This is a genomic window from Kribbella sp. NPDC026596 (assembly GCF_040638415.1).
In the GTDB taxonomy this organism is placed as follows: Bacteria; Actinomycetota; Actinomycetes; order Propionibacteriales; family Kribbellaceae; genus Kribbella.
Genome location: NZ_JBEZYF010000070.1, coordinates 21,801 through 44,164 on the forward strand (window position 1 = coordinate 21,801; position 22,364 = coordinate 44,164).

Sequence of the window (22,364 nt, forward strand, 5' to 3'; positions counted from 1 at the left end):
ACTCACTGAGTGTGGCGGCGGGTGGCGTGGTCGGTGAGGGCCTCCCGCAACCGGTCGGCGGGCCAGGCTTCGGCGAACGCCGTACGGACAAGGTCGGCCTGGGACTGCGGTGCGAGGCCGCCGATGGGCTGGTCGCGGTCGAGGTTGGTGGGGAAGGCGTACCCCTCGGCCGTGGCCGCGATGACGTTGTCGACAATCGCACGATCCGACAAGCGGAGCAGGACGGGGTAGACGGCGTCGATCATCCTGGCCCGGTCGACGCTCTCCATCGCACGGCCGAAGGCGGACGAGATCTGCAGCAGGTTGGCCATCCGCTTGATCTCGGCCGAGTGGTTGCTGCCGGCCGCATGGAACAGCGCCGGGTTGAAGAACACCGCGTCGCCCTTCTCCAACGGCAGCTGCACATGGTTCTCCACGAAGTACGACGAGTACTCGGGCCGCCGGTACGCCAGATACCCGAGCTCGTACTTCTGCGAGTGCGGCAGGTACAGCGTCGGCCCCGACTCCACCGGCATGTCACAGTGCGCGACCGCCCCCTGCAACGTCAGTACGGGCGACAACCGGTGCACGTGAGCCGGGTACTGCGCCGCCACGTCGTCGGACTGGAATCCGAGGTGGTAGTCGCGATGGACCGTCTGCCCGTCGCCACCCGGGTTCACCACGTTCACCTGCGACGTGACCTGGTACGCCGGACCTAGCCAAGCGGACGCGACGAGCGCGAGCAGGTCGTTGCCGTAGTACGCCGCGAACACCTCGGGCGCACCGACCGCCAGCTTCTCGAGGGCGTTCCAGACTCGGTCGTTCGCACCCGGCTTGGCGAAGTGGTCGCCGGCCGCGGTACCGGATCGGCGCTGCTCGTCGATCAGCCAGTTGAACTCGGTCGTCGTCGCATCGACCACCTCGTTGCCGAAGGCCCCCTTCAGGACGACGATCCCGGGCCCGTCGGCGAACGCGGTGACGAACTCGGCCTGCACGGCCCGGGGATCCGCGCTCCGCAGCCGCGCAGCGTCGTACACGGGCACCTGCTGCTCGATCCGCTCGGCGTGCGGGTAGTCCGCGGGGTCGGTCTGCTGCTTGAGCACGGTCAGCAGGTCCTCGAGCCGGACGTCGGACGTTGTCAACCACATGGGGGTGGCTCCTCTCTGCCTAGTTGTTCTAGCGTGGGGGTTTCCTGGTGGGTTTGGAATCCCCTGAATCCACCAAAAACCCGTCATTCCAGACAAGGCAGGGGCGATGGCACGCGAGCACAGGGTCCGCGACATCGCGGTCCAGGCCGGGCTGAGCGAGACGACCGTGGACCGGGTGCTGAACGACCGCGCCGGCGTGAGTGCCCGCGCCCGCCGTCAGGTCGACCAGGCGGTGCACGACCTGGACCGGCAGGCGACCCAGATCCGGCTCGGCGGGCGCACGCTGGTGATCGACCTGGTCATGCAGGCCCCCAGCCGCTTCTCCCAAGCGGTCCGCACCGCCCTCGAGGCGGCCCTGCCCGGTCTGCGTCCGGCAGTGATCAGAGCTCGGTTCGACCTGAGCGAGACCGCCTCCGCCGCCGACGTCACCGCGACCCTGGACAAGCTGCGCAAGCGCGGCTCGCAGGGCGTCATCCTCAAAGCGCCGGACGGACCCGAGGTGATCGAGGCCGTCGACCGCCTGGTCGCCGCCGGCATCCCCGTCGTCACTCTCGTCACCGATCTGCCCACCAGCCGGCGCCTCGCGTACGTCGGGATCGACAACCGCTCCGCCGGCGCGACCGCGGCGTACTTCCTCACGCAATGGCTGGGCACCGAGCCCGGCAACGTGCTCGTCACGCTGAGCCGTGGTTCGTTCCGGGGTGAGGAGGAACGTGAGATGGGCTTCCGGTCCACGCTGCGCCGGCTGTCACCGGACCGGTCGGTTGTCGAGCTGGCCGAGACGGACGGGCTCGACACGACCATGCACGGGCAAGCCTTGGCCGCACTGACCGCGGACCCGGCCATCAACGCGGTCTACTCCATCGGTGGCGGCAACAGTGCCATCGTTCAAGCATTCACTGATCTCAACCGCACGTACCGCTGCTTCGTCGCCCACGACCTCGACGCCGACAACGTCGCGCTACTCCGCTCCGGCGCCCTGTCCGTCGTCCTGCACCACGACCTCCCGACCGATCTCCACCACGCTTGCCAGCACGTCCTGCAGGCTCACCAGTTGCTCCCAGCGGTCCGTACGACGCCCAGCAACCTGCACCCGATCACGCCGTACAACCTGCCCGGATGACCTGACCGCGCTCGACGGTCCGCTGCTGCAACTCCGCCCCATCCACCTCCTGTACGTCGATCTGCGAGCGAAGCGACTGCACTGCGGCGACAGCGGCCGACTCGGCGAGCACACAGAAGACAGGCTCCATCCGGGTGGCCGCATAGCCGACGTGCGTCGCGGACAGACACACAGGTACGAGCAGGTTGCCGCAGTCTTCCTGCTTCGGCGTGATCGCCCGGTAGGGAACGGGATACGGCCGACCGGTGCCAAGGTGCCCGCCGATGAACATGTCGCCCTCGGTCGCGACCCCCAGCTGCCCCGACGCGTTCCGATGCGGGATCCGCCGTACCGGATAGATGTCCACACCGAACAGTGCGAGGCCGATGCTGTCGGTCGGGTCGGTCTGGTTGATCACGTCCGCATGCGTGATTGTGTAGCGGCCCTCCAGTCGCCGTGACACCCGCACGTACAGCTGCGGCGGCCAGCCGTCGGTGTCCGGGAAGACGCTCGCATCCAGCCCGTATGCCGCCGTCTCGGCACGGAACTCCGCAGGTACGGCGGGGTCGGTGGAGAGGAAGTGGTGGAGTCCGCGCAGATAGTCGAGGTGATGGCGCCAGATCCGCGAGCGATCGTCCCAGTCGCCGTCCTGGTACTCGCGGCTCACTCCGAGCGGAGCGTTGGTCACCAGAGACGCACGCTGGTAGTTGTACTCGCCAGAGTTGAGCCAGCCGGGGAAGATGCCCCGGAGACCCTCGAGGTCGAGGTGTTCGACGTACCGCCGGACCAGCTCGTAGTCATCTGGTGAGTAGTCGTCGGGGGCCGTGAGCTCAGCACGGCGCTCCGCGTCGGTGGTCACGTAGAAGCGGTAGTTGTAAGCCTGGGTGTAGTCATCGGCCGCACCGACCGGCAGACCGTGGTCTCGCTCGACCAGTGGGAGCAGTCCGCTGGTGCTGTCACCGGGTACGACGTACGGGTCGATCGGCGTCCAGTTCGTGACCGGGCAGACGCCGGCGACCTCTTCACCGAAGGCGTCGCGTGACTCGCGTCCGGTGCGGTAGGGGACACCGGCCTTCGCCATCAGGTCGCCCTCGTAGGACGCGTCGATGAAGACTCTCGCTCGCACCTCACCGTCGGGCACCGATTCCGCGGCCGGTAGCGGGACGCCCCATTGGTCCGGCGACGACGTCTCCAGGTGAAGGTCGGTGATGCGGTTGCCCTCTCGGGTCACCGAGCGAACGCGGCGCTCGAAGATCACCTCGATGCCGGCTTTGGCGATCCAGTCGTGAAAGGCGCGCATGACGTCGTACGGGTTGTCCCCGAAGCCGAAGACCACGTCGCGCGTGAGGCCGCCGACGGCTGCGGGGACAGGGCAGTCCTGCGCCGGCTTGATCCCCGCACTCAGCATCCCGCCGAGCCAGCGACCGGGCTCGATGAGGATCACGGACGCACCCTCCTGGTGTGCCGTCATCGCGGCGACGCAGCCCGCGGGCGTTCCTCCGTAGACACAGATATCGATCACTCATGCACTCTAAGAAGAGCGCAAGTACCAGCAGTATGGCGGATTTGAGCATGCACATGTACTTTCTTGCCGTGCTCACGCTCGACGGCTACCTGCTCGCGCCGCGCCGGACGCAGTTCAGCCTCAGCTTCGACACCTACGACAACTGGTGCCTGCTGCTGCCGCGGACCGGCTCGTTCACCTTCGAGGTCGGCGACGTCCGCGGGGTGGCGAGGTTCGGCGACATCGTCGTCTGCCCGCCGGGTGGCACGCTGCACCGCCGGATGACGTCGCCGACCTCGTTCTTCCATGCGCGCTTCAGCACCGACCTGGTGCCGCCCGCCGGATGCAGCCGGGTGCAGGATCTCGCACGCCTCCGCACCAATCTCTCCATGCTCGACAGTCACAGCGAGCCGGTGGTCGCTCATGTCGTCACCGATCTCATCCTGATGATGCAGCGCCAGGGTGTCCGCAGGGATCAGGTGGTGCGGAGTGCGACGACGTTCATCCTCGACCACTTCACCTCGCCGGACTTCTCCTTCGGCGAACTGGCGGCAGCGCTGGGGATCAGCCCCTCTCAACTCACGCGGCGATTCCACGCTGTTCACGGCGTCACACCGGTCGCCTACCTCAGAGGCGTCCGACTGCAGAAGGCCCGCGAGCTGCTGACCGAGACCGACGAGACGCTGCAGGCGATCGCCGTACGCAGCGGATACCGCAGCGCCTTCTACCTCAGCCGCGTCTTCACCAACCACACCGGCCAGTCGCCATCGGCGTACCGGCGATCCAGTCGGGTCTAGATAGGCCTGGTGGTCGCACGCACCAGCAGGTCCGGGTCGGTGATGATCTCCTGCGCCGGATCGCGGTCCTCGCAGATCGCGAGCCCGAGTGCAGCCGACGCGAGCCGATCGGCGTTCTGTGCGATGGTCGTCAGCTGGATGTGATCCAAGCGCGACGGCGTCGAGTCGTCGTACCCGATGATCGAAAGCTCCGGAGATCTCCGCGCATGCAGGAGACCGATCCCACAGGCGTCGTTGAAGGCAGCGACGGCGGTGACCTCGGGTGGCAACTCGCGCGCGGCGGCGGCGCCCGCGGCCTCGGTCAGGCCGCCGGGGATCACGAGTGGTTCGAGATGGGCGCGGCGCATCGTCTGGGTGTACGCCGTACGACGTTCGGCCGCGCCGGGAGCCCGCGCGCCGTCGACATGAGCGATCCGGGTGTGGCCGAGCGACAACAGGTGCTCCACCGCCAGACGTGAGCCGGCAGCGTCATCCGTGCGTACGACGTGAACGCCTGCGGCCCGTACTTTACGCGCGACGACAACCGTCGGCTGAGCCTCGGCCAGAGCGGCCAACGCAGCCCGCGGTGAGGTAGGACCAAGCAGCACGAGCGACTCGCAGCGGTAGTCCAGCAGGGACTGGACCGCGACCGCCTCACCTCGAGAGCCGGTGACCGCACTCAACGTGAGGTCGTAGCCGAGTGTTTCGGCCGCCGGGTAGAGCGCCTCGACCAGATCGCCGTGGAAGGGATAGCGAACGTCGAACGCCACGCCGATCAGCCGCGTGCGCTGACGTCCGAGCAGCCGGGCCCGACGATCCGGGCGGTACCCGAGGTCGTCGCCGGCCGCGAACACGCGGGCCCGGGTCTCGTCGCTCGCCCCCGGTACGCCGCGATAGACGATCGAGACCAGCGCACGGGACACCCCGGCGCGGGCGGCGACGTCCTCCATCGTCGGTCGGTGGTTCATCTCGGCGATTCTCCCAGGGTCTTGACCAGGGCCATCAAAGCAGTGTTCGCTAGCGATGACTAGAGCGCTCTAGTCCTTGCTGGTGAAGGGGTGGCGGATGCGCACAGACCACGGACTGCCGCTGGTGCGGCTCGGGCTGATCGGAGCCGGCCGGATCGGCACCATGCACGCGGGTAACATCGCGCGGCACGTGCCCGGCGCCGAGCTGGCCGCGGTCGCCGATGTCAGGCCGGAGGCGGCGGAGAAGCTCGCGGCGCGGTACGGCACCGAGGCCCAGGACGTGGACGGGTTGCTGAAGGACGTCGACGGCGTGGTGATCACCTCGATCGCGGCCGCCCACCTGGACCTGATCCAGCGCGCGGCCGCCGCGGGCAAGCCGGTCTGGTGTGAGAAGCCTGCCTCCTTGACGCTCGAGGAGATCGACCAGGCGATCGCCGCGACCGACGCCGCCGGGGTCGCCTTCCAGGTCGGCTTCAACCGGCGGTTCGCCAAGGACTTCGCCGCGGCGCGCCGGACCGTCGAGGACGGCGGGATCGGTACGCCGCAGTTGATGCGGTCGATCACCCGGGACCCCGGTCCGGCGACTTTGCGGGCCGGCATCCCGCCGTGGACGATCTTCCGCGAGACGCTCATCCACGACTTCGACACGCTGCTCTGGCTGAACCCTGGTGCCCGGCCGGTCGAGGTCTTCACGAAGGCGGATGCGCTGGTCGCCCCGGAGTACAAGAACGACGGCCTGCTCGATACCGCGGTCGTGCTGATCACGTTCGACAACGGCGCGATCGCGACCGCGGAAGCGAACTTCTCGGCGCTGTACGGCTATGACGTCCGTGGTGAGGTGTTCGGCAGCAAGGGCATGGTCGTCACCGGCGGCCTGCCGAGCAGTCCGCTGGTCCACTACGACGCGAACGGCCTGCGTCAGCAGACCTTCCGCAGTGACGAGGAGATGTTCCGCGACGCCTACGTGCAGGAGCTCGCCGACTTCGCCGAGGTCGTCCGGGCGAACGCGGCCCCGCCGGTCACCGGTGCCGATGCCCGCAATGCGTTGCGGGTCGCGCTGGCGGCGATCGCGTCGTACGAGGAGAACCGTCCGGTGCGGATCGAGGAGCTCGGATGAGGCTGGCCGTCTGCGCCGAGATGGTGTTCACCGATCTGCCCTTCGCCGAGCGGGTGGAGCGGATCCACGCGGCCGGGTTCGACGTCGAGATCTGGAACTGGACCACCAAGGACCTTGCCGAGCTGAAGAAGACCGGTGCGGTGTTCTCGTCGATGACCGGGTACGTCGGTGGATCGCTGACCCACGAGCAGGATCGGCTGCTGGAGACCGCGGAGCAGTCCGTCCACGTCGCCCTCGAGCTCGGGTGTCCACGGCTCAACCTGCACGGCACGGAGCTCGACGATCGCGGGCTGCCCGTCGTACCGGCGTACGAGGTGACCGGGCGGATGTGGCTGACGGCCGCGCGCACGCTGGAGAAGCTGGCGAAGCTCGGCGAGCGGTACGGCGTGATGTTCGTGCTGGAGAACCTCAATGCCGAAGTCGACCATCCCGGCGTGCCGTTCGGGAAGGCGGCCGACACGCTCGCGCTGGTCGAGGCTGTCGATCACCCGCAGCTGAAGCTGATGCTGGACCTGTACCACGCGCAGATCGGCGAGGGGAACCTGATCGAGCTGCTCGGCAAGGCGTTCCCGTATCTCGGCGAGATCCAGGTGGCCGACGTACCGGGCCGGTGTGAGCCGGGGACCGGTGAGATCAACTACCCCGCGGTCGCGGCTGCCCTGCGTGAGCTGGGATATGACGGCACGGTCGGGCTGGAAGCGTTCGCCGCCACGGACAGTGAGCTGGCCCTGCGTCGTTTCCGCGCGGCGTTCACCAACGAAGGGCTCTGATCAAATCAGGGTAGTGGGTCGACGGAATCGGCCCGAGGCCGCAAGATGTGCGCATGAGCACCGTCCAGGTCCGAGTCGATCGGAACAGCCGTACGCCGTTGCACGTGCAGTTGGCGCAGCAGCTCGAAGCGGCGATCCAGGGCGGTGAGTTGCCGGTCGGATCCCGGTTGAGCAACGAGGTCGACCTCGCGGAGGCCTACGGGTTGAGCCGGCCGACGGTGCGGCAGGCGATCGCGCGACTGGTCGACCAGGGACTGCTGGTGCGCAAGCGCGGCGTCGGCACGCAGGTCGTGGGGAACTCAGGGCAGGTACGACGTTCCCTCGAGCTCACCAGCCTGTACGACGACCTGGCCGCGGCGCACCGCAAGCCGGAGACCGAAGTACTGCGTTTCGGCATCACTCCGGCAACCGCGGAGGTCGCTGCCGCGTTGCAGTGTGAGCAGGGCGACCGAGTGCTTCGGCTGGAGCGCCTGCGGCGGGCAGACGGCGAGCCGCTGGCTCTGATGCGGAACTGGCTCCCGGCGGACCTCCTGGAGACGGACCCGGCCACGCTGGCCGAGCGTGGGCTCTACCAGTTGCTGCGCGCCGAGGGTGTCCGTCTGAAGGTGGCGCACCAGACGATCTCGGCCATCCCCGCCTCACTCGAGCACGCTCGCCTGCTGTCGGAGGAGCCGGGCTCACCACTCCTGGCCACGACCCGGATCACGTACGACGACCACGGTCAGCCGGTCGAGTACGGCTCCCACCTCTACCGGGCGAGCCGCTATTCCTTCGAGCACACGCTCGTCCATCGCTGAATCTGCAACAAGCTGCAATTTCGTGGCCTCGCCGTGAACTGGCGGATACGCTCGGTGAGCCTTTCGCATGTCACGGTTGTCCACAGGGCGCCGGAGGCGAGTGGCGCCGGGTGCCCCATGGTTGAAAGGATGGTCGCGCATGGTGACCGCGTGGTCGCCAGACGGGACACACACGGGGAGACCGATGACAGCCGACAGACTTGCCGCGCGCCGGTCGTCGGGCTGGGACGGTGCGGTCGAGTTGATCGACGCGCAGGTGCGCGATGTGGTCCGCCGGGAGGGCATCGACCCGCTCCGTGACCCGGCCGCGGTGAACGTGATCGTCGCCACCGTCGTCCGGGAGTACGACGAGCGCAGCCTGACCGGCGTGGTCCCGCCGATCGGTGACCTGGAGGCGGTCAGCCGCGAGGTGCACGACCGGGTCGCCGGCTTCGGCCCGCTGCAGCGGTATCTGGACGACCCGGCGGTCGAAGAGATTTGGATCAACGAGCCGAGCCGAGTCTTCATCGCCCGGGACGGCCGGCACGAGCTGACCACGACCGTGCTGACCGAGGAAGAGGTCAGCGATCTGGTCGAGCGGATGCTGAAGACGACCGGCCGGCGGATCGACGTGTCCCAGCCCTTCACCGACGCGCGGCTGCCGGACGGGAGCCGGGTGCACATCGTTCTCGGCGGCATCACCCAGCGGTACGCGGCGATCAACATCCGCAAGTTCACCGTGCGCGCGACCCGGCTGACCGATCTGGTCGCGCTCGGTTCGCTGACGCCGCACGCGGGCGCGGTGCTGGAGGCAGCGGTCGCGGTCGGGCTGAACATCCTGGTCTCCGGCGGCACGCAGGCGGGCAAGACCACGATGCTGAACGCGCTGGCCGGTTCGATCCCGGGCAGCGAGCGGGTGATCAGCTGCGAGGAGGTCTTCGAGATCAAGCTGCCGATCCCCGACTGGGTGTCGATGCAGACGCGGCAGGCGGGTCTCGAGGGCACCGGCGAGGTGCGGTTGCGCGACCTGGTCAAAGAGTCGCTGCGGATGCGTCCGTCGCGGGTGATCGTCGGTGAGGTGCGCGGCGAGGAGTGCCTGGATCTGCTGCTGGCGTTGAACAGCGGGCTGCCGGGCATGTGCACCATCCATGCGAATTCGGCGCGTGAAGCGCTGACCAAGATGTGCACGCTGCCGCTGCTCGCCGGGGAGAACATCGGCAGCCGGTTCGTGCTGCCGACGGTGGCCGGGTGTGTGGATCTCGTCATCCACCTCGGGATCGGGCCGGACGGGCAGCGGCGGGTGCGGGAGATCGTCGGGGTCAGCGGGCGGATCGAGGAGCAGACGATCGAGACCGAGACGATCTTCGGCACGGTCGACGGGCTGCTGCGCCGGGCCGAGGGGCACCTGCCGCATCCCGAGCGGTTCCTGCAGTCCGGATACAACCTGGCCGGGCTGCTCACCGAGCTGCCGCGAGGAGTGGGCTGATGGGGCTGCTGCTCGGGCTGTTCTTCGGGATCGGGTTGCTGCTGATCATCGCGACGTTCGTGGCGCCGGCCGAGACCGGGCCCGCTGCGGATGGCCGGTTGATCGCCCGAAGCCGCGAGCTTCTGGCGAGTGCCGGGGTTGAAGGCGTGACGCCTGGTGCTTTCATCGGCGCCTGCGTGATCACCGGGCTCGTCGGGTTCGTGGCGATGTTCCTGGTGTCGGGCGCGTGGCCGGTGGGCGTGGTGTTCGGCCTGATGGCCGGCGGGTTGCCGATCGCGGTGCTGCGGAGCCGGGCGCGGAAGCGGCTCGCCGAGTTCCGGGAGCTGTGGCCGGACGTGGTGGACAACATCGCGTCGGCGGTCCGGGCCGGGCTGTCGCTGTCCGAGGCGCTCGCGCAGGTGGGCGAGCGCGGGCCGCTGTCGTTGCGGGAGCCGTTCCGCCGGTTCGGCGCGGACTACGCGTCGACGGGCCGGTTCGCGGAGTCGCTGGATCGGTTGAAGGCGCGGCTCGCGGATCCTGTTGGCGATCGCGTGGTCGAGGCGTTGCGGATCGCCCGCGAGGTCGGTGGTGGTGACCTCGGCCGGTTGCTGCGCTCGTTGTCGACGTTCCTGCGCGACGACGCCCGGACCAGGTCCGAGCTCGAGTCGCGGCAGTCGTGGTCGGTCAACGGTGCCCGCGTCGCGGTGGCCGCGCCCTGGCTGGTGCTGGCGTTGCTGTCCTTCCAGGGCGATGTGATCCAGCGCTACAACTCGCCGATGGGCGCGCTGATCATCGGTGCGGGCGCTGTCGTCTGCGTGATCGCGTACCGGTTGATGCTGCGCATCGGACGACTGCCCGAGCCCGAGCGGGTGCTGCGATGAGCCCGGTGTTGATGGGAGGTCTGGTCGGTGCGGTCTTCGGTGCCGGCCTGCTCGTCGTCGTACGGCGCTTGCCGTTCCTGCGGAAGCCGACTGCGGACGAGCGCATCTCGCCGTACCTGCGCGATCTCGGTGGGCCCGAGGTGTTCGTCGGCGTGGTGGACTCGAGCTCACCGTTCTACGCGATCCTGCGGTTGTTCGGGCCGTCGTTGCGGGCGGGTGCCCGGCGGCTGGAGCGACTGCTCGGTGGAGCGGCCTCGATCCGGCGGCGGTTGGCGCGGGCGGGGCTGGAGCGGACGATCGAGGAGTTCAGGATCGAGCAGCTGCTGTGGGGGACCGTTGCCTTCGGCGCCGGTCTGTTCGCGTCGGCGGTAGCGCTGTCGCTCGGCAAGGGCAATCCGTTCGGGATGCTGGTGGTCTGTGCTCTGCTCGGCGTCCTCGGAGTGCTTGCCCGGGACACCTATCTGACCTCGCAGGTCCGGCGCCGCGAGCGCCGGTTGCTCGTCGAGCTGCCGACCGTGGCCGAGTTGCTGGCGTTGTCGGTGGCGGCCGGTGAAGGTCCGGCAGCGGCCCTCGACCGGGTGGCGCGGTCCTGCCGGGGCGAGTTGGCCGACGAACTGAAACGTGTCCTGGGTGAGACCAGGGCGGGGGAGACACTGATCCGCGCGCTGGACGCGCTCGCGGACCGCACGGGGTTGCTGGCGCTGTCGCGATTCGCGGACGGGCTGGCGGTGGCGCTGGAACGCGGCACCCCGCTGGCCGACGTGCTGCGGGCGCAGGCCGGCGACATCCGTGAGGCCGGGCGGCGCGAGCTGATCGAGTCCGGCGCGCGCCGTGAGGTAGCCATGATGGTCCCGGTGATCTTTCTGGTTCTGCCGGTGACCATCGCCTTCGCCTTCTATCCGGGCGCTGTCGGAATCCGGCTGATCGCCGGATGAACTGAGGAGAGGTCATGTCCCTGCTACTGACGAGAGTGTTCCTGGCGTTGCTGCTGAAGCCGCGCCCGGCGCGGCGGGAACGCGGCGATGTGCCCGGCTGGGTGCTCATCACCGTGATGACCGCCGGCCTGGTCGTCGCGATCTGGCAACTGGCCGGCACCCAGCTCAAGCAGATGCTCCAAGACGCCCTGGACTCCGTCGGCAGCAAGTGATGCTCCTGGGACCCCGGCCGCGGAGGGAGCGTGGTTCGGCGGTCGTCGACTTCGTGCTGGTGTCGACGCTCGTCGTGCCGTTGTTTCTGGGGATTCTGCAGGTGGGCATGTATCTGTACGTGCGCAACACGGTGACGGCGGCGGCGTCGGAGGGTGCGCACTATGCGGCCGTACTGAACCGGATGCCCGGCGACGGTGCGGCGCGGACGCGTGAGCTGGTGAGCGGTGTGGTTCGCGACCAGTTGATCGACTCGGTGTCGGCCGAGGCGACCGACGTCGACGGGCAGCCTGGGGTGGAGGTCGTCGTCAAGGCGCACATGCCACCGCTCGGTCTGTGGGGGCCGGGCATCGACTTCAGCGTCGAAGGACACGCCATCAAGGAGACCGGCGAATGAGTCCGCGCGACGCCTGGTGGCTCTTCCGCCGGCGGGATGAGCGCGGGAGTGCGGTGGTGGAGTTCTCCTGGCTGGCGATCCTGCTGATGGTCCCGTTGGTGTACGTGATGCTCGCGGTGTTCGACGTACAGCGGGCCTCGTACGGCGCGACCGCGGCGACCCGGGCAGCTGGGCGGGCGTTCATCATCGTGCCGGCCGGGTTGTCGGAGGACGACGCCCGGACGCGGGCGTTCGAGGCGGCACGGCTGGCGATGAAGGATCAGGGGATGGAGTTGAGCCCTGACCAGCTCACGATCACCTGCAGCCCCGCCTGCCTCGAGCCCGGCTCGACCGTGACGGTCACCCTCGACACCGAAGTACGCCTGCCGCTGATCCCGGACGCCCTCGGCGGCGAACCCCCGGCGATCCACGTCAGCGCCTCCCACACCGAGCCGTACGGCGACTACCGCGAAGCCAAAGGCAACGGATGAGGCGCCGCGACGAGCAAGGTCAGATGACCGTCCTGATCATCGGGTTCACGGCGATCATCTTGCTGATGATCGTGGTGGTGACCGACATCTCCAAGGTGTTCCTGGTACGCCGCGATCTGGACGCGACCGCGGACGGCGCCGTACTGGCCGCGGCGAACGGCCTGGCGGCGATCTACGCGCAGCCCGCGGCGGACGGAAACGCGGAGCTCGATCCGGACGAGGCGCGCCGACTGACCGCGGCGTACCTGGACCAAGTTGCCGCCAGCAACAGATTCGACGGCCTCGACTGGTCCGCCGACGTCGCCGGTACGACAGTCACCGTACGCCTCACTTCATCCGTCGACCTCCCCTTCAAGCCCCCAGGCTGGCAAGGCTCCGCCGACATCGCCTCAGAGGCCGCGGCCGTCGTACCGATCAGGTGAAGAGGCCTGGGTGGTCGGTCAGCCAGGTGGTGAAGGTGCGGGGTGAGTGGGCGGTGAGGAGTTCGACGCCGGGCTCGATGGGCTGGGAGACGCCGACGCGGGAGGCCCAGTAGGCGAGCAGCGTCTCGCGCTGGCCGGCGTCGCGCATCTGGAGCTCGGCCCGGGCCTGGTCGGCAGTGAGATCGACGGCCTCGATCGGTACGCCGGTGACCTGGGTGACGAGCTCGATCTGGTGGCGCCGGGTCATGGACGCCGGGCCGGTCAGGGGATAACCGCGACCGTCGTGGCCGTTGCCCGGACCGTCGAGGAGCACGCGGAGCGCGGCGTCGGCGATGTCCTGCTCGTGGATCGGGGCCTCCTCGGCGTCGAGGTACGGGAGCCGGATCTGCCCGGTCGCGCGGACCTGGTGGGCCCAGAACATCGCGTTGCTCATGAAGGCGCCGGGCTGCAGCCGGGTGGTCGCGTAGGACCCGCCGGCGATCACGTGCTCGGTCTTCGCATGCGGGTCCTCGGGACCTCCGAGCGCGGACAGCGACGAGAGCAGCACCACTTGCTTGACCCCGGCCGCGTCGGCCGCCGCGACGAATGCGAGTGCTAAGGACGGGTCGGAGTACAGGAAGACCTGGCTGACGCCGTCCAAGGCGGGTGCCGGGTCGGCTGCGTCGTACCCGGCGACGGTGATGCCAGGAGCGGCGGGTACGGCGGATGGCTCGCGAGAGGCCACACGGACGTTGTGGCCGGCGGCAGCCAGGCCGGTGGTGACGGCGCGGGCGATCTTGCCGCGGGCGCCGGTGACGAGGATCGTCATTGGATATGCTCCAAAAGTGTAGTGACTACAAGATTGGATGAAGTAAAGCAGGATGCCCTACGCTCTGTCCAATGGAGAAGAGCGGGCGCCGGGAGCGGAAGAAGCGGCAGACGCGGCAGGCGATCTCGGACGTCGCGACGACGCTGTTCATCGAGCGCGGGTTCGACGCGGTGACCGTGGCGGAGGTCGCGCGCGCCGCGGACGTCGCCGTACAGACGGTCTTCAACCACTTCCCGGCCAAGGAGGATCTGTTCTTCGACGAGCAGGGCTGGTGGCGCGGCCCGGCGCGGGCCATCCGGGAGGCACCGGCGGACGCGGATCCGGTGGATGTGCTGGAGGCGAGCTACCTGGCCGGGATCCGGGAACGGCTGGAGGTCGGGCACCTGGCGACCTGGAAGCAGTTCGTCCGGACGATCGAAGGCAGTGCCGCGCTGCAGGCCCGCCGGCGGCTGAACGCGGCCGAGATGGAGACGCTCCTCACCGCCGCGCTCGACGAGCGGCACCCCGGCCGGCTCCGGAACCGTCTGATCGCGGCCCAGTTCGCGGCGGCGATGAAGGTGCTCGAGGACGAGCTGATCCGGCTGCTGCCCGATGAGTCGACTGCTGTCGAACTGCCCCAAGTGCAGCAGAACTTCGAACGGTCAGTCTCCGAGGTGTTCGCCGTACTAAGGCATGGTTTAGCGACAACTACCGCCTAGCGGGTACGCTGCTTGGTTGTGGCTGGACTGGATTTTGACGCGGAGCTCAAGCAGCTCGACGCGACGCTGACCTCGATCGAGAAGGTGCTCGATCTCGACGCTCTGCGCCGCGAGATCGCCGACCTCGGTGAGCAGGTCGCCGCGCCGGACCTGTGGGACGACCAGGCGAACGCGCAGAAGGTGACGTCGCGGCTGTCCAGCCTGCAGTCCGACCTGGAGCGGGTGACCGCGCTGCGCAGTCGCGTCGACGACCTGGGGGTCCTGGTCGAGCTCAGTCGCGAGGAGAACGACGCGGACAGCCTGGCCGAGGCGGAGAAGGAGCTCGGCTCGCTGGGCAAGTCGATCCAGTCCCTCGAGGTCCGCACGCTGCTCTCGGGTGAGTACGACGAGCGCGAGGCGCTGGTCACGATCCGTTCCGGCGCGGGCGGTGTGGATGCGGCCGACTTCGCCGAGATGCTGCAGCGGATGTACCTGCGCTGGGCTGAGCGGCACGGCTACCCCACCGAGGTCTACGACACGTCGTACGCCGAAGAGGCCGGCCTGAAGTCGACCACCTTCGGGGTCAAGGCGCCGTACGCGTACGGCACGCTGAGTGTGGAGTCGGGCACGCACCGCCTGGTCCGGATCTCGCCTTTCGACAACCAGGGTCGCCGGCAGACCTCGTTCGCCGCGGTCGAGGTGGTTCCGGTGCTCGAGCAGACCGACGAGATCGACGTACCCGAGGAGGAACTGCGGATCGACGTGTACCGCTCGTCCGGCCCGGGTGGTCAGAGCGTCAACACGACCGACTCCGCGGTCCGGATCACGCACATCCCGACCGGCACCGTGGTCTCCTGCCAGAACGAGAAGTCCCAGCTGCAGAACAAGGCCTCCGCGATGGTCATCCTGAAGGCCAAGCTGCTGGCGCTGAAGAAGGCCGAGGAGCGGGCCCAGATCGACGCGCTGCGCGGTGACGTGCAGGGTTCGTGGGGCGACCAGATGCGGTCGTACGTCCTGCACCCGTACCAGATGGTGAAGGACCTGCGCACGCAGTACGAGTCCGGTAACACATCCGGCGTCTTCGACGGCGAGATCGACGAGTTCATCGAGGCCGGCATCCGCTGGCGCCGCACCGGCCAGACGGTTGCTGAGCAGAACTGATCTGCGCGCGGACTGCGGCAGTTGCTTCGGCCTCTGCTGCGTCGCGCTGACGTTCGCGAAGTCGGCGGACTTCGCTCTGGACAAGCCCGCGGGTGAGGCCTGCCCGAATCTCAGCCAGGACTTCCGTTGCACGATTCACAGCAAGCTGCGTACGGCGGGCTTCCAGGGGTGCACGGTCTACGACTGCTTCGGTGCCGGTCAGGAGATCTCACGCCGGGCCGGCCAGACTTGGCGGGAGCAGCCGGGACAGGAGATGTTCGCGGCGCTACCGATCCTGCGTCAGCTGCACGAGCTGCTCTGGTATCTCACGGAAGCCCTTGAATACAAGGCGTTCGACGCGGAGGTGCGGGCGGCCATCGAGCGAGTCGAGGGTGTCAGTCGTACGGCGGACCTCACGACGATCGACGTGATGGCGGAGCGGGCCGCGGTGAACGAGCTGCTGCTGAAGACCAGTCAGCTGGTCCGTGGCAAGCAGAGCAAGAAGAAGGAGCGCCGCGGCGCCGACCTGATCGGCGCCCGTCTCCGCGGCGCCGACCTCGCGAAGGCCAACCTGCGTGGTGCCTACCTGATCGCCGCGGACCTCCGCTATGCCGATCTCCGCCAGGCGGACCTGATCGGGGCGGACCTCCGCGACGCGGACCTGCGCGGCGCTGACCTGACCGGCGCTCTCTTCCTCACGCAATCCCAGGTCAACGCCGCCAGAGGCGACCAAGCCACCAAACTCCCGCAGGCAGTCAGCCGCCCGCCGCACTGGTGAGCACCGCTCAGGCGCGTGAGCGCAGTTGGTGCGTGATCGGAGTCATCAGCAGCGACACTGCGGTGATGGCCAGCGCTACCGCGGCGAGTGCCTTGCCCTGGCCCCACGACGTGCCAGCCAGTGCGAGGTACGCCGTACCGACCGTGGCCGTGCCCAGTGCGAGACAGGTCTGCTGGCTGGTGAGCAGGATGCCGCTACCCAGGCCGGCCTGGGTCGGCGGGACCTGACTGAGCACAACGCCGATCAGCGGCACCATGACCAGGCCGGAACCGAAGCCGGCGATCAGCATCGGTACGGCGAGCCTCCACGGGTCCACGTCCGGCCACAGGGTGAGGGCGACGACCGCGAGTACGGCGTACCCGACGGCCTGGATGATCCACCCGCGCAGGATCAGGCCGGCGCCGTACCGCACCTGCAGGCGGGGGCCGTAGATCGAGGTGATCAGGAACCCGACCGCCATCGGTAGCAGGCTCAGACCGCCTTCCAGTGGGGACATGTGCGCCTCACCCTGGGTGGCGAGCGCGAACACGAACATGAAGCCGCCGAACGTGGTGAAGAACGCCACCGCGAGCAGTAGACCGATCCGCATCGCCTTCAGCCGCAGCACGGTCGGTGGGATCAGCGGTGACTGGCCGGACCGCTCAGACCGGTGCTGGTGTACGCCGAGCACCGATACGGCCGGGATGGTTGCGGCGAGGCACAGCCAGGTCCACAGCGGCCAGCCGAGTGGTCGGCCCTCGGTGAGAGGCAGGAGCAGGAGCACCAGGGTCACTGCGAGCAGTGCGGCGCCGACGAGGTCCACGCGCTGTGCCTTGTCGGCTTTGGTCTCCGGCAGCAGCCGGATCGCGGCTGCGACAGCGAGGATGCCGACCGGGACGTTGACGAGGAACACTGCCCGCCAGCCGAGGTCGAAGACGTTGGCCTCGACCAGTACGCCGCCCAGGATCTGACCGAGTGCGGCCGCGGCGCCTCCGGCCACACCGAACATGGCCATCGCGCGGGCGCGGTGTTCGCCGGTGAGCAGGCTGGAGATCGAGGCGAGGACCTGTGGGGTCATCGCGGCGGCTGCTGCACCTTGGGCGACACGGGCCGCCAGGAGTACGCCGATGGTCGGTGCGATGGCGCAGATCAGCGACATCACGGTGAAGCCGATCAGGCCGATCAGGAACAGGCGCTTGCGGCCGAGGCCGTCGCCGAGCCGGCCGCCGACCACGAGCAGCGTCGCGTTGGCGATGCCGTAGCTGCCGACGACGAGCTGGAGCTCGCCGGAGCTGGCGTGCAGGTCGGATCCGATCGCGGGGAGCGCGACGTTGATGATGAAGAAGGAGAGCATCGGCAGGAAGGCGCCGAAGAGCAGGGTGGTCAGAGCCACCGGCCCCAGCGGCGACGCGACGGCAGGCGGCGGGGCGGCGGGGATGTCACGGGCGGTGGCAGCTTGGAGCTGGTCTGTCATGCCCCCACCCTGCGCTCACTCGCAGCCTGGTGGTGAGAGTCTACTTATCCTGGTATTCACACCACCTGGAACCAGGCTGCAGTTCCCCGCATGATGGAACCATGACCACCCTCCCACCCCCCACCGACACTCCCACCCGCGACGCCACGCGCCGCGTGGTTGGAGAGGCGGAGCGTCCTGCCCTGCCGATCCGGGACGGTGTGGGTAAGGGGGAGCGGCGGCGGGAGTTGGGGGTGTTTTTGCGGAGCCGGCGGGAGCGGATTCAGCCGGAGGAGGTTGGGTTCGCGCCGGGTGGGCGGCGGCGGACGCCTGGGCTGCGGCGGGAGGAGGTGGCGTTGCTCGCGGGCGTGGGCGTCACTTGGTACACGTGGTTGGAGCAGGGTCGCGACATCAACGTGTCGGCGCAGGTGCTGGAGTCCGTGGCCAACACGCTGCGGCTCGACAAGCTGGAGCGCGACCACCTCTACACACTGGCCGGTCTCCCACTCGGCCCTGCCCGTGGCGAGTGCACGGTGCTGCCCGCGTCCATCCAGAAGATGCTCGACACGGTCTCGCCGTACCCAGCGCTCGTACTCAACGCCCGCTACGACATCCTCGCGTTCAACGACGCGTACTGTGACGTCATCCTCGACCTGCGCGTCATCCCGGTCGAGGAGCGCAACATCCTCTGGCTGACCTTCGTGTCGAAACAGTGGCGGTGCAGTTTCACGGAGGCGGAGTCGATGAAGCACCATATGGTCGCCGCGTACCGGGCCGCGCTGGCCGATCATCTGGGCGAGCCAGTGTGGCAGGACCTGACCCAGCGGCTGCTGGCCAGTTCGGCGCTGTTCTCGGAGTTGTGGGAGCGGTACGACGTTGCCGCGCCGAGCACCCGGATCAAGGTGCTGGACAACGCGAAGGCCGGCATCCTGCGGATCGAGCCGGCGATCATGTGGCTGACCCGCGCCGGCCAACTCCGCGCCAACATCTACACCGCCGCCGACGAGGAAACCGAAACCAAACTCCGCACACTCGTCGGCTCCAGCTGAAAGGCCGGACGAAGGGCCGGCTGAGGGGCGGTCAGCCGGCCCGGAGTCCGGCCGCCGGGCGGACCGGCCGGCCGTACCCCGGCCGCCGGGCAGGGCGGCCGGGGTACTGCGTCGGGGCGGGGGCGAGAGGATGGTTAGGAAGGTTTCCTAATAGTTCAGTGAACCTAGTGGTCACTCCGGAGTGTTGTCAACCGGTCGCGCAAGGTGATCACATTCGATCATGCGGTGTCGCGGTCGGGCCAGGCTGTCTTCAATGTCTGCAGGGTGACCGAGATCGCCGGACGGCGGGAGGTCGTCGTCCGCCAGACGGCGTACAGGCGGCGGCTCGGGGCGGGCTGGAGCGGGATCACGACCACGCCGTCGGGGAGTGTGCCGCGGCCGAGCCGCGGGAGCAGGCCGATACCGATGCCGCGGGCAAGCATGGCCAGTTGGGTCTGGTACTCCGCGACCGAGTAGGCGACGTTCGGTTCGACGCCGGCGCGGCGCATCGTCCGGATCAGCCACTCGTAGCAGACCGAACCGGCCGGCTGGCAGATCCAGCGCTCGCCGACCAGGTCCTCGGCGCGGACGAACTCCTTGCCGGCCAGGCGATGCGTCGCCGGGACCAGCACATCCGCCGGATCCGACCCGAGCTTTACGCGGGACAGTCCCTCCGGCAGGCTGAGCGGCGCGTTGTGCCAGTCGTGCACGACCGCCACGTGCACCTCACCACGGTTGACCGCGGCAACGGCCTCGAACGGGTCGGTCTCGACGAGACGGACATCGAGGCCCGGATTGTCGTCCATCAACCGCCCCAAGGCATGCGGCAACAATCCTCGGGCCGCGGTCGGGAACGCGGCGATGGTCAGCGTCCCGATCGCCTGTCCCCGTTGCTCTTCCAGCGTCAGCTCGGCGTCCTCGACCAGCTCGAGAATCTGCGTCGCGGTCGCTGCCAGCTGCCGGGCCGCGTCGGTCAGCACGATCCCGCGTCCCTGGCGCTCGACCAGCGTCGTGCGCGTCTCCCGCTCGAGCTTGGCCAGCTGCTGCGACACCGCCGACGGTGTGTACCCGAGCACCTCGGCGGCGCGATTGACCGAGCCGTACTGCGCGACGGCCTGCAGAGCGCGGAGCCGGCCGAGATCCATCATGTAGCACTCCTACATCGAAGGCAGTAGAAATCAGTGCTGGTCCTTAAGTGTAGTCCCGCCGAGACTGGACGGCATGAAACCCCGTGACCTGCTGCTCGCGCTCGCCGTCGTCCTCGTCTGGGGCGTGAACTTCGTCGTCATCGAGGTCGGGCTGGAGGACTTCCCGCCGTTGCTGTTCTCGGCGTTGCGGTTCTTCTTCGCCGCCGTGCCCGCGATCTTCCTGCTCGGCAAGCCGCGGGTCGCCTGGCGGTACGTGATCGGCGTCGGCCTCGCGCTCGGTGTCGCGAAGTTCGGCCTGCTGTTCATCGCGATGAAGGGCGGCGTCCCGGCGGGTCTGGCGTCGCTGGTGCTGCAGAGTCAGGTGATCTTCACGGTCGTGTTCGCGATCGTCGTACTGCGCGAACGGCCGCGGCGGGCGCAGGTGGCCGGCATCGTGATCGCCTGCGTCGGAATGCTCCTGATCATGCTCGACCACGGACTCTCCGCGCCGCTCGGCGGGCTCGTCCTGGTGATCGCGGCCGGCGCCTGCTGGGGCGTCTCCAACACGATCACCCGGCATGCGAAGCCGCAGGACACGTTGCGCTTCATGATCTGGGTCAGCGCGGTGGCCGTCGTACCGCTGACGCTCTTGTCCCTGCTCACCGAAGGACCGCGGGAGGATCTGGACGCGCTGCGCGGGATCCAGCTCACCGGCATCGGCGCGATCGGATACCTCGCGTTCGTCGCCACCCTGTTCGGCTTCGGCACGTGGGGTTATCTGCTGCGCCAGTACGACGCCAGCACGGTGGCGCCGTTCTCCCTCTTAGTCCCGATCGTGGCGATGGCCACCGCCTGGCTGGTCCGCGGCGAGGCGGTCGGACTCCAGCAGGCGATCGCGGCGGCCCTGGTGATCGGCGGCATGGCCTGCACCGTGATCCGGCGGCGTCCGCAGCGCCCGGTGGAGTCCGGGGAACGGATCCTCAGCGAGTCGGCGGCCTGAGCCATGAGAAGGTTGGCGGCATGGTGCTCGAAGTCGCGTTGTTCGATGTGATCGCCGGCCAGGAGGACGCCTTTGCGACCGCCTATCTGGAAGCCCGCAAGCAGCTCGAGAACGCGGAGGGCAGCGGACAGATCCGGATGGTCCGCGGCATCGAGACGTCCACCCGCTTCGTCCTCCAGGTCGAGTGGGAGTCGGTCGCGGCGCACGAGGCGTTCCGCGCGAGCGACGCCTTCGGTGTCTGGCGCGGCCTGATCGGCCCGCACTTCGCGAACCCGCCGCACGTCGAGCACTTCACGGACGTCTGAGGCGATGGATGCCGGCAACGTCGCTCGTCTGACCGCTCGCTGGATCGAGAGCCTTCCCGGCGAGGACAGCACCGTCGTCTCCGGCCTCGGAGTCCAGCCCCTGCTCGCGATCCTCGCCGAGCTCGCCAACGACCCGGCGCGCAGCGAGCTCGCCGCGGCCGCCGGTGGACGGTACGACGGTCTCCCGCACACGACCGAACTCCGGATGGCCTTGGGGCTGTGGACCCGGCCGGAGATCGTGTTGCAGCCGGGCGTCGATCGGTTCCTGCCGCCGGAGGTTCAGGGCACGTTGACCGATCAGGCCGCCCTGGATGCTTGGGTGGTCGAGCGGACGGACGGTCTGTTGCGCCGGATGCCGATCCGGCTCACCCAGGATGTGCTGCTGGTGCTCGCGTCCGCGCTGGCGCTGAAGACCAAGTGGGCCCTGCCCTTCACCGAGTACCCACGCGGAGATCGTCGCTGGCTGGGCCGGACCGACTATGACCTCGACAGCGTTCGGGTTCATGAGACTCCGGTCGGTCGGCTCACGATTGTGACGGTCGTCGGCGTCGGGGAGTTCGACGTACGCCTGGTGGCGGGTGAGGCTGGTCGGGGCGCCGTACTGGCGGCTGCGCTCGAGCTGAGCGGCGACGGGGTGAGCGGGGCGGAGTTGCTGGCCGGCGAGCGGACTGCGCCCGCGTTGCAGGTGATCGAGTCGATGTCGCCGCAGCCGAGCGTGATCCTGTCGATGCCGTACTTCGAGGTCGACGCGGAACACGATCTGCTCGAGCATCCCGACGTGTTCGGGCTGCGGACGGCGATGGACAACAGCCGCGGGCACTTCCCGGGGCTGAGCTCGCACCCGCTGGCAATCGACCAAGCCAAGCAAGCGGTGATGGCACGCTTCTCCGCCACTGGGTTCGAAGCGGCCGCCGTGACCGCGATGCCGATGGCCGCCGGGTCCGCGCCGATGCCGGGTGGGAAGGCGCTGCTGGTGTCGTTGGAGCAGCCGTTCGGGTTCATCGCCGTACATCGGCCGACAGGTGTGCCCGTCGTGGCCGGCTGGGTGAACTACTCGTAGGGATTGGCCGGGGCGGTGACGGGATTGACCGTCTCTACTGTGAGGGCGGCGACGTCACCGTCGACGCGTTTGGTTGGCTCGGCCCACTG

General features: G+C 68.8%; 25 protein-coding genes. 19 read left to right on the forward strand and 6 right to left on the reverse strand.

The window, feature by feature from the left end:
• Positions 1 to 2 precede the first annotated feature (2 nt).
• Complete coding sequence (locus tag AB0E63_RS37820) at positions 3 to 1,127, reverse strand: phytanoyl-CoA dioxygenase family protein (protein WP_360377019.1); 1,125 nt, start codon at positions 1,125 to 1,127, stop codon at positions 3 to 5.
• A gap of 106 nt (positions 1,128 to 1,233) precedes the next feature.
• Between AB0E63_RS37820 and AB0E63_RS37825 the strand changes: the two genes are divergently transcribed.
• The gene (locus AB0E63_RS37825; protein ID WP_360377021.1) at positions 1,234 to 2,250 is read left to right on the forward strand and encodes a LacI family DNA-binding transcriptional regulator; all 1,017 of its coding nucleotides are present in this window, start codon (positions 1,234 to 1,236) and stop codon (positions 2,248 to 2,250) included.
• On the opposite strand, the gene AB0E63_RS37830 is transcribed toward AB0E63_RS37825, so the two are convergent.
• Positions 2,225 to 3,751, reverse strand: a complete 1,527-nt coding sequence (locus tag AB0E63_RS37830; RefSeq protein WP_360377023.1) for an FAD-dependent oxidoreductase — start codon at positions 3,749 to 3,751, stop codon at positions 2,225 to 2,227. The genes AB0E63_RS37825 and AB0E63_RS37830 overlap by 26 nt on opposite strands.
• 50 nt (positions 3,752 to 3,801) lie before the next feature.
• Here AB0E63_RS37830 and AB0E63_RS37835 point away from each other — a divergent pair, with 50 nt between their 5' ends.
• Positions 3,802 to 4,530 (forward strand): AraC family transcriptional regulator, encoded by a 729-nt coding sequence (locus tag AB0E63_RS37835; RefSeq protein ID WP_360377026.1) that lies wholly within the window; start codon positions 3,802 to 3,804, stop codon positions 4,528 to 4,530.
• Here the strand turns inward: AB0E63_RS37835 and AB0E63_RS37840 are convergent.
• Entirely contained in the window at positions 4,527 to 5,477 is a 951-nt protein-coding gene (locus tag AB0E63_RS37840) for a LacI family DNA-binding transcriptional regulator (protein ID WP_360377029.1), read from the reverse strand. The genes AB0E63_RS37835 and AB0E63_RS37840 overlap by 4 nt on opposite strands.
• A 97-nt stretch (positions 5,478 to 5,574) precedes the next feature.
• On the opposite strand from AB0E63_RS37840, the gene AB0E63_RS37845 reads away from it, so the two are divergent.
• The 10 genes from AB0E63_RS37845 (at position 5,575) to AB0E63_RS37890 (ending at position 12,920) form a co-directional block, all read left to right on the forward strand.
• The gene (locus AB0E63_RS37845; RefSeq protein WP_360377032.1) at positions 5,575 to 6,594 is read left to right on the forward strand and encodes a Gfo/Idh/MocA family oxidoreductase; all 1,020 of its coding nucleotides are present in this window, start codon (positions 5,575 to 5,577) and stop codon (positions 6,592 to 6,594) included.
• A complete protein-coding gene (locus AB0E63_RS37850) occupies positions 6,591 to 7,364 on the forward strand; it encodes a TIM barrel protein (RefSeq protein WP_360377034.1) in 774 nt (257 codons plus the stop codon). The genes AB0E63_RS37845 and AB0E63_RS37850 overlap by 4 nt, the downstream gene beginning before the upstream one ends.
• A 53-nt stretch (positions 7,365 to 7,417) precedes the next feature.
• Positions 7,418 to 8,161, forward strand: a complete 744-nt coding sequence (locus tag AB0E63_RS37855; protein WP_360377037.1) for a GntR family transcriptional regulator — start codon at positions 7,418 to 7,420, stop codon at positions 8,159 to 8,161.
• Between the two features lie 184 nt (positions 8,162 to 8,345).
• A complete protein-coding gene (locus AB0E63_RS37860; protein WP_360377040.1) occupies positions 8,346 to 9,626 on the forward strand; it encodes an ATPase, T2SS/T4P/T4SS family in 1,281 nt (426 codons plus the stop codon).
• Positions 9,626 to 10,486, forward strand: a complete 861-nt coding sequence (locus AB0E63_RS37865; RefSeq protein WP_360377043.1) for a type II secretion system F family protein — start codon at positions 9,626 to 9,628, stop codon at positions 10,484 to 10,486. Before AB0E63_RS37860 ends, AB0E63_RS37865 begins: the two co-directional genes overlap by 1 nt.
• Positions 10,483 to 11,421 carry a type II secretion system F family protein gene (locus AB0E63_RS37870; RefSeq protein WP_360377045.1) on the forward strand — a complete coding sequence of 313 codons (939 nt, stop codon included), beginning with the start codon at positions 10,483 to 10,485 and terminating at the stop codon, positions 11,419 to 11,421. The genes AB0E63_RS37865 and AB0E63_RS37870 overlap by 4 nt, the downstream gene beginning before the upstream one ends.
• A 14-nt stretch (positions 11,422 to 11,435) precedes the next feature.
• Entirely contained in the window at positions 11,436 to 11,633 is a 198-nt protein-coding gene (locus tag AB0E63_RS37875; protein ID WP_360377048.1) for a hypothetical protein, read from the forward strand.
• Positions 11,633 to 12,028 (forward strand): TadE family protein, encoded by a 396-nt coding sequence (locus tag AB0E63_RS37880; RefSeq protein ID WP_360377050.1) that lies wholly within the window; start codon positions 11,633 to 11,635, stop codon positions 12,026 to 12,028. Before AB0E63_RS37875 ends, AB0E63_RS37880 begins: the two co-directional genes overlap by 1 nt.
• Positions 12,025 to 12,498, forward strand: coding sequence for a hypothetical protein (locus AB0E63_RS37885; protein ID WP_360377052.1), 474 nt, complete (start codon positions 12,025 to 12,027; stop codon positions 12,496 to 12,498). The genes AB0E63_RS37880 and AB0E63_RS37885 overlap by 4 nt, the downstream gene beginning before the upstream one ends.
• A 23-nt stretch (positions 12,499 to 12,521) precedes the next feature.
• Positions 12,522 to 12,920: a pilus assembly protein TadG-related protein gene (locus tag AB0E63_RS37890; RefSeq protein WP_360377054.1), complete on the forward strand. Its 399-nt coding sequence runs from the start codon at positions 12,522 to 12,524 to the stop codon at positions 12,918 to 12,920.
• Here the strand turns inward: AB0E63_RS37890 and AB0E63_RS37895 are convergent.
• On the reverse strand, positions 12,913 to 13,728 hold the full coding sequence (locus AB0E63_RS37895; protein WP_360377057.1) for an NAD(P)H-binding protein: 816 nt from the start codon (positions 13,726 to 13,728) through the stop codon (positions 12,913 to 12,915). The two genes, AB0E63_RS37890 and AB0E63_RS37895, sit on opposite strands and share 8 nt — an antisense overlap.
• Positions 13,729 to 13,799: 71 nt before the next feature.
• Between AB0E63_RS37895 and AB0E63_RS37900 the strand changes: the two genes are divergently transcribed.
• The 3 genes from AB0E63_RS37900 to AB0E63_RS37910 are packed head-to-tail and all read left to right on the forward strand — an operon-like array spanning position 13,800 to position 16,323.
• Entirely contained in the window at positions 13,800 to 14,426 is a 627-nt protein-coding gene (locus AB0E63_RS37900) for a helix-turn-helix domain-containing protein (protein WP_360377060.1), read from the forward strand.
• 18 nt (positions 14,427 to 14,444) lie between these two features.
• Positions 14,445 to 15,566 (forward strand): peptide chain release factor 2, encoded by a 1,122-nt coding sequence (gene prfB / locus AB0E63_RS37905; RefSeq protein WP_360377062.1) that lies wholly within the window; start codon positions 14,445 to 14,447, stop codon positions 15,564 to 15,566.
• Positions 15,550 to 16,323 (forward strand): pentapeptide repeat-containing protein, encoded by a 774-nt coding sequence (locus AB0E63_RS37910; protein WP_360377065.1) that lies wholly within the window; start codon positions 15,550 to 15,552, stop codon positions 16,321 to 16,323. The genes prfB and AB0E63_RS37910 overlap by 17 nt, the downstream gene beginning before the upstream one ends.
• 7 nt (positions 16,324 to 16,330) lie before the next feature.
• On the opposite strand, the gene AB0E63_RS37915 is transcribed toward AB0E63_RS37910, so the two are convergent.
• Positions 16,331 to 17,776 carry an MFS transporter gene (locus AB0E63_RS37915; RefSeq protein ID WP_360377067.1) on the reverse strand — a complete coding sequence of 482 codons (1,446 nt, stop codon included), beginning with the start codon at positions 17,774 to 17,776 and terminating at the stop codon, positions 16,331 to 16,333.
• A gap of 101 nt (positions 17,777 to 17,877) precedes the next feature.
• Here AB0E63_RS37915 and AB0E63_RS37920 point away from each other — a divergent pair, with 101 nt between their 5' ends.
• Positions 17,878 to 18,804, forward strand: coding sequence for a helix-turn-helix transcriptional regulator (locus tag AB0E63_RS37920; protein ID WP_360377070.1), 927 nt, complete (start codon positions 17,878 to 17,880; stop codon positions 18,802 to 18,804).
• A 218-nt stretch (positions 18,805 to 19,022) separates the two neighbouring features.
• On the opposite strand, the gene AB0E63_RS37925 is transcribed toward AB0E63_RS37920, so the two are convergent.
• A complete protein-coding gene (locus AB0E63_RS37925; RefSeq protein WP_360377073.1) occupies positions 19,023 to 19,931 on the reverse strand; it encodes a LysR substrate-binding domain-containing protein in 909 nt (302 codons plus the stop codon).
• A gap of 73 nt (positions 19,932 to 20,004) precedes the next feature.
• On the opposite strand from AB0E63_RS37925, the gene AB0E63_RS37930 reads away from it, so the two are divergent.
• Genes AB0E63_RS37930 through AB0E63_RS37940 form a run of 3 tightly spaced genes read left to right on the forward strand, consistent with a single transcriptional unit; the run spans position 20,005 to position 22,275 of the window.
• Positions 20,005 to 20,910, forward strand: coding sequence for an EamA family transporter (locus AB0E63_RS37930; RefSeq protein WP_360377076.1), 906 nt, complete (start codon positions 20,005 to 20,007; stop codon positions 20,908 to 20,910).
• Positions 20,911 to 20,930: 20 nt separating this feature from the next.
• Complete coding sequence (locus AB0E63_RS37935) at positions 20,931 to 21,215, forward strand: antibiotic biosynthesis monooxygenase family protein (protein ID WP_360377078.1); 285 nt, start codon at positions 20,931 to 20,933, stop codon at positions 21,213 to 21,215.
• Between the two features lie 4 nt (positions 21,216 to 21,219).
• The gene (locus AB0E63_RS37940) at positions 21,220 to 22,275 is read left to right on the forward strand and encodes a serpin family protein (protein ID WP_360377081.1); all 1,056 of its coding nucleotides are present in this window, start codon (positions 21,220 to 21,222) and stop codon (positions 22,273 to 22,275) included.
• The last annotated feature ends 89 nt before the right edge of the window (positions 22,276 to 22,364 follow it).

Bases quoted from the DNA above. Each gene is read 5' to 3' on its own strand.
- AB0E63_RS37870 (WP_360377045.1), top strand. From the start codon at position 10,483: ATGAGCCCGGTGTTGATGGGAGGTCTGGTCGGTGCGGTCTTCGGTGCC.
- AB0E63_RS37820 (WP_360377019.1), bottom strand. From the start codon at position 1,127: ATGTGGTTGACAACGTCCGACGTCCGGCTCGAGGACCTGCTGACCGTG.
- AB0E63_RS37930 (WP_360377076.1), top strand. From the start codon at position 20,005: ATGAAACCCCGTGACCTGCTGCTCGCGCTCGCCGTCGTCCTCGTCTGG.
- AB0E63_RS37825 (WP_360377021.1), top strand. From the start codon at position 1,234: ATGGCACGCGAGCACAGGGTCCGCGACATCGCGGTCCAGGCCGGGCTG.
- AB0E63_RS37885 (WP_360377052.1), top strand. From the start codon at position 12,025: ATGAGTCCGCGCGACGCCTGGTGGCTCTTCCGCCGGCGGGATGAGCGC.
- AB0E63_RS37935 (WP_360377078.1), top strand. From the start codon at position 20,931: ATGGTGCTCGAAGTCGCGTTGTTCGATGTGATCGCCGGCCAGGAGGAC.
- AB0E63_RS37890 (WP_360377054.1), top strand. From the start codon at position 12,522: ATGACCGTCCTGATCATCGGGTTCACGGCGATCATCTTGCTGATGATC.
- AB0E63_RS37940 (WP_360377081.1), top strand. From the start codon at position 21,220: ATGGATGCCGGCAACGTCGCTCGTCTGACCGCTCGCTGGATCGAGAGC.
- AB0E63_RS37835 (WP_360377026.1), top strand. From the start codon at position 3,802: ATGCACATGTACTTTCTTGCCGTGCTCACGCTCGACGGCTACCTGCTC.
- AB0E63_RS37840 (WP_360377029.1), bottom strand. From the start codon at position 5,477: ATGAACCACCGACCGACGATGGAGGACGTCGCCGCCCGCGCCGGGGTG.
- AB0E63_RS37895 (WP_360377057.1), bottom strand. From the start codon at position 13,728: ATGACGATCCTCGTCACCGGCGCCCGCGGCAAGATCGCCCGCGCCGTC.
- AB0E63_RS37920 (WP_360377070.1), top strand. From the start codon at position 17,878: ATGACCACCCTCCCACCCCCCACCGACACTCCCACCCGCGACGCCACG.
- AB0E63_RS37855 (WP_360377037.1), top strand. From the start codon at position 7,418: ATGAGCACCGTCCAGGTCCGAGTCGATCGGAACAGCCGTACGCCGTTG.
- AB0E63_RS37915 (WP_360377067.1), bottom strand. From the start codon at position 17,776: ATGACAGACCAGCTCCAAGCTGCCACCGCCCGTGACATCCCCGCCGCC.
- AB0E63_RS37925 (WP_360377073.1), bottom strand. From the start codon at position 19,931: ATGATGGATCTCGGCCGGCTCCGCGCTCTGCAGGCCGTCGCGCAGTAC.
- AB0E63_RS37850 (WP_360377034.1), top strand. From the start codon at position 6,591: ATGAGGCTGGCCGTCTGCGCCGAGATGGTGTTCACCGATCTGCCCTTC.
- AB0E63_RS37880 (WP_360377050.1), top strand. From the start codon at position 11,633: ATGCTCCTGGGACCCCGGCCGCGGAGGGAGCGTGGTTCGGCGGTCGTC.
- AB0E63_RS37900 (WP_360377060.1), top strand. From the start codon at position 13,800: ATGGAGAAGAGCGGGCGCCGGGAGCGGAAGAAGCGGCAGACGCGGCAG.
- AB0E63_RS37860 (WP_360377040.1), top strand. From the start codon at position 8,346: ATGACAGCCGACAGACTTGCCGCGCGCCGGTCGTCGGGCTGGGACGGT.
- AB0E63_RS37865 (WP_360377043.1), top strand. From the start codon at position 9,626: ATGGGGCTGCTGCTCGGGCTGTTCTTCGGGATCGGGTTGCTGCTGATC.
- AB0E63_RS37875 (WP_360377048.1), top strand. From the start codon at position 11,436: ATGTCCCTGCTACTGACGAGAGTGTTCCTGGCGTTGCTGCTGAAGCCG.
- AB0E63_RS37845 (WP_360377032.1), top strand. From the start codon at position 5,575: ATGCGCACAGACCACGGACTGCCGCTGGTGCGGCTCGGGCTGATCGGA.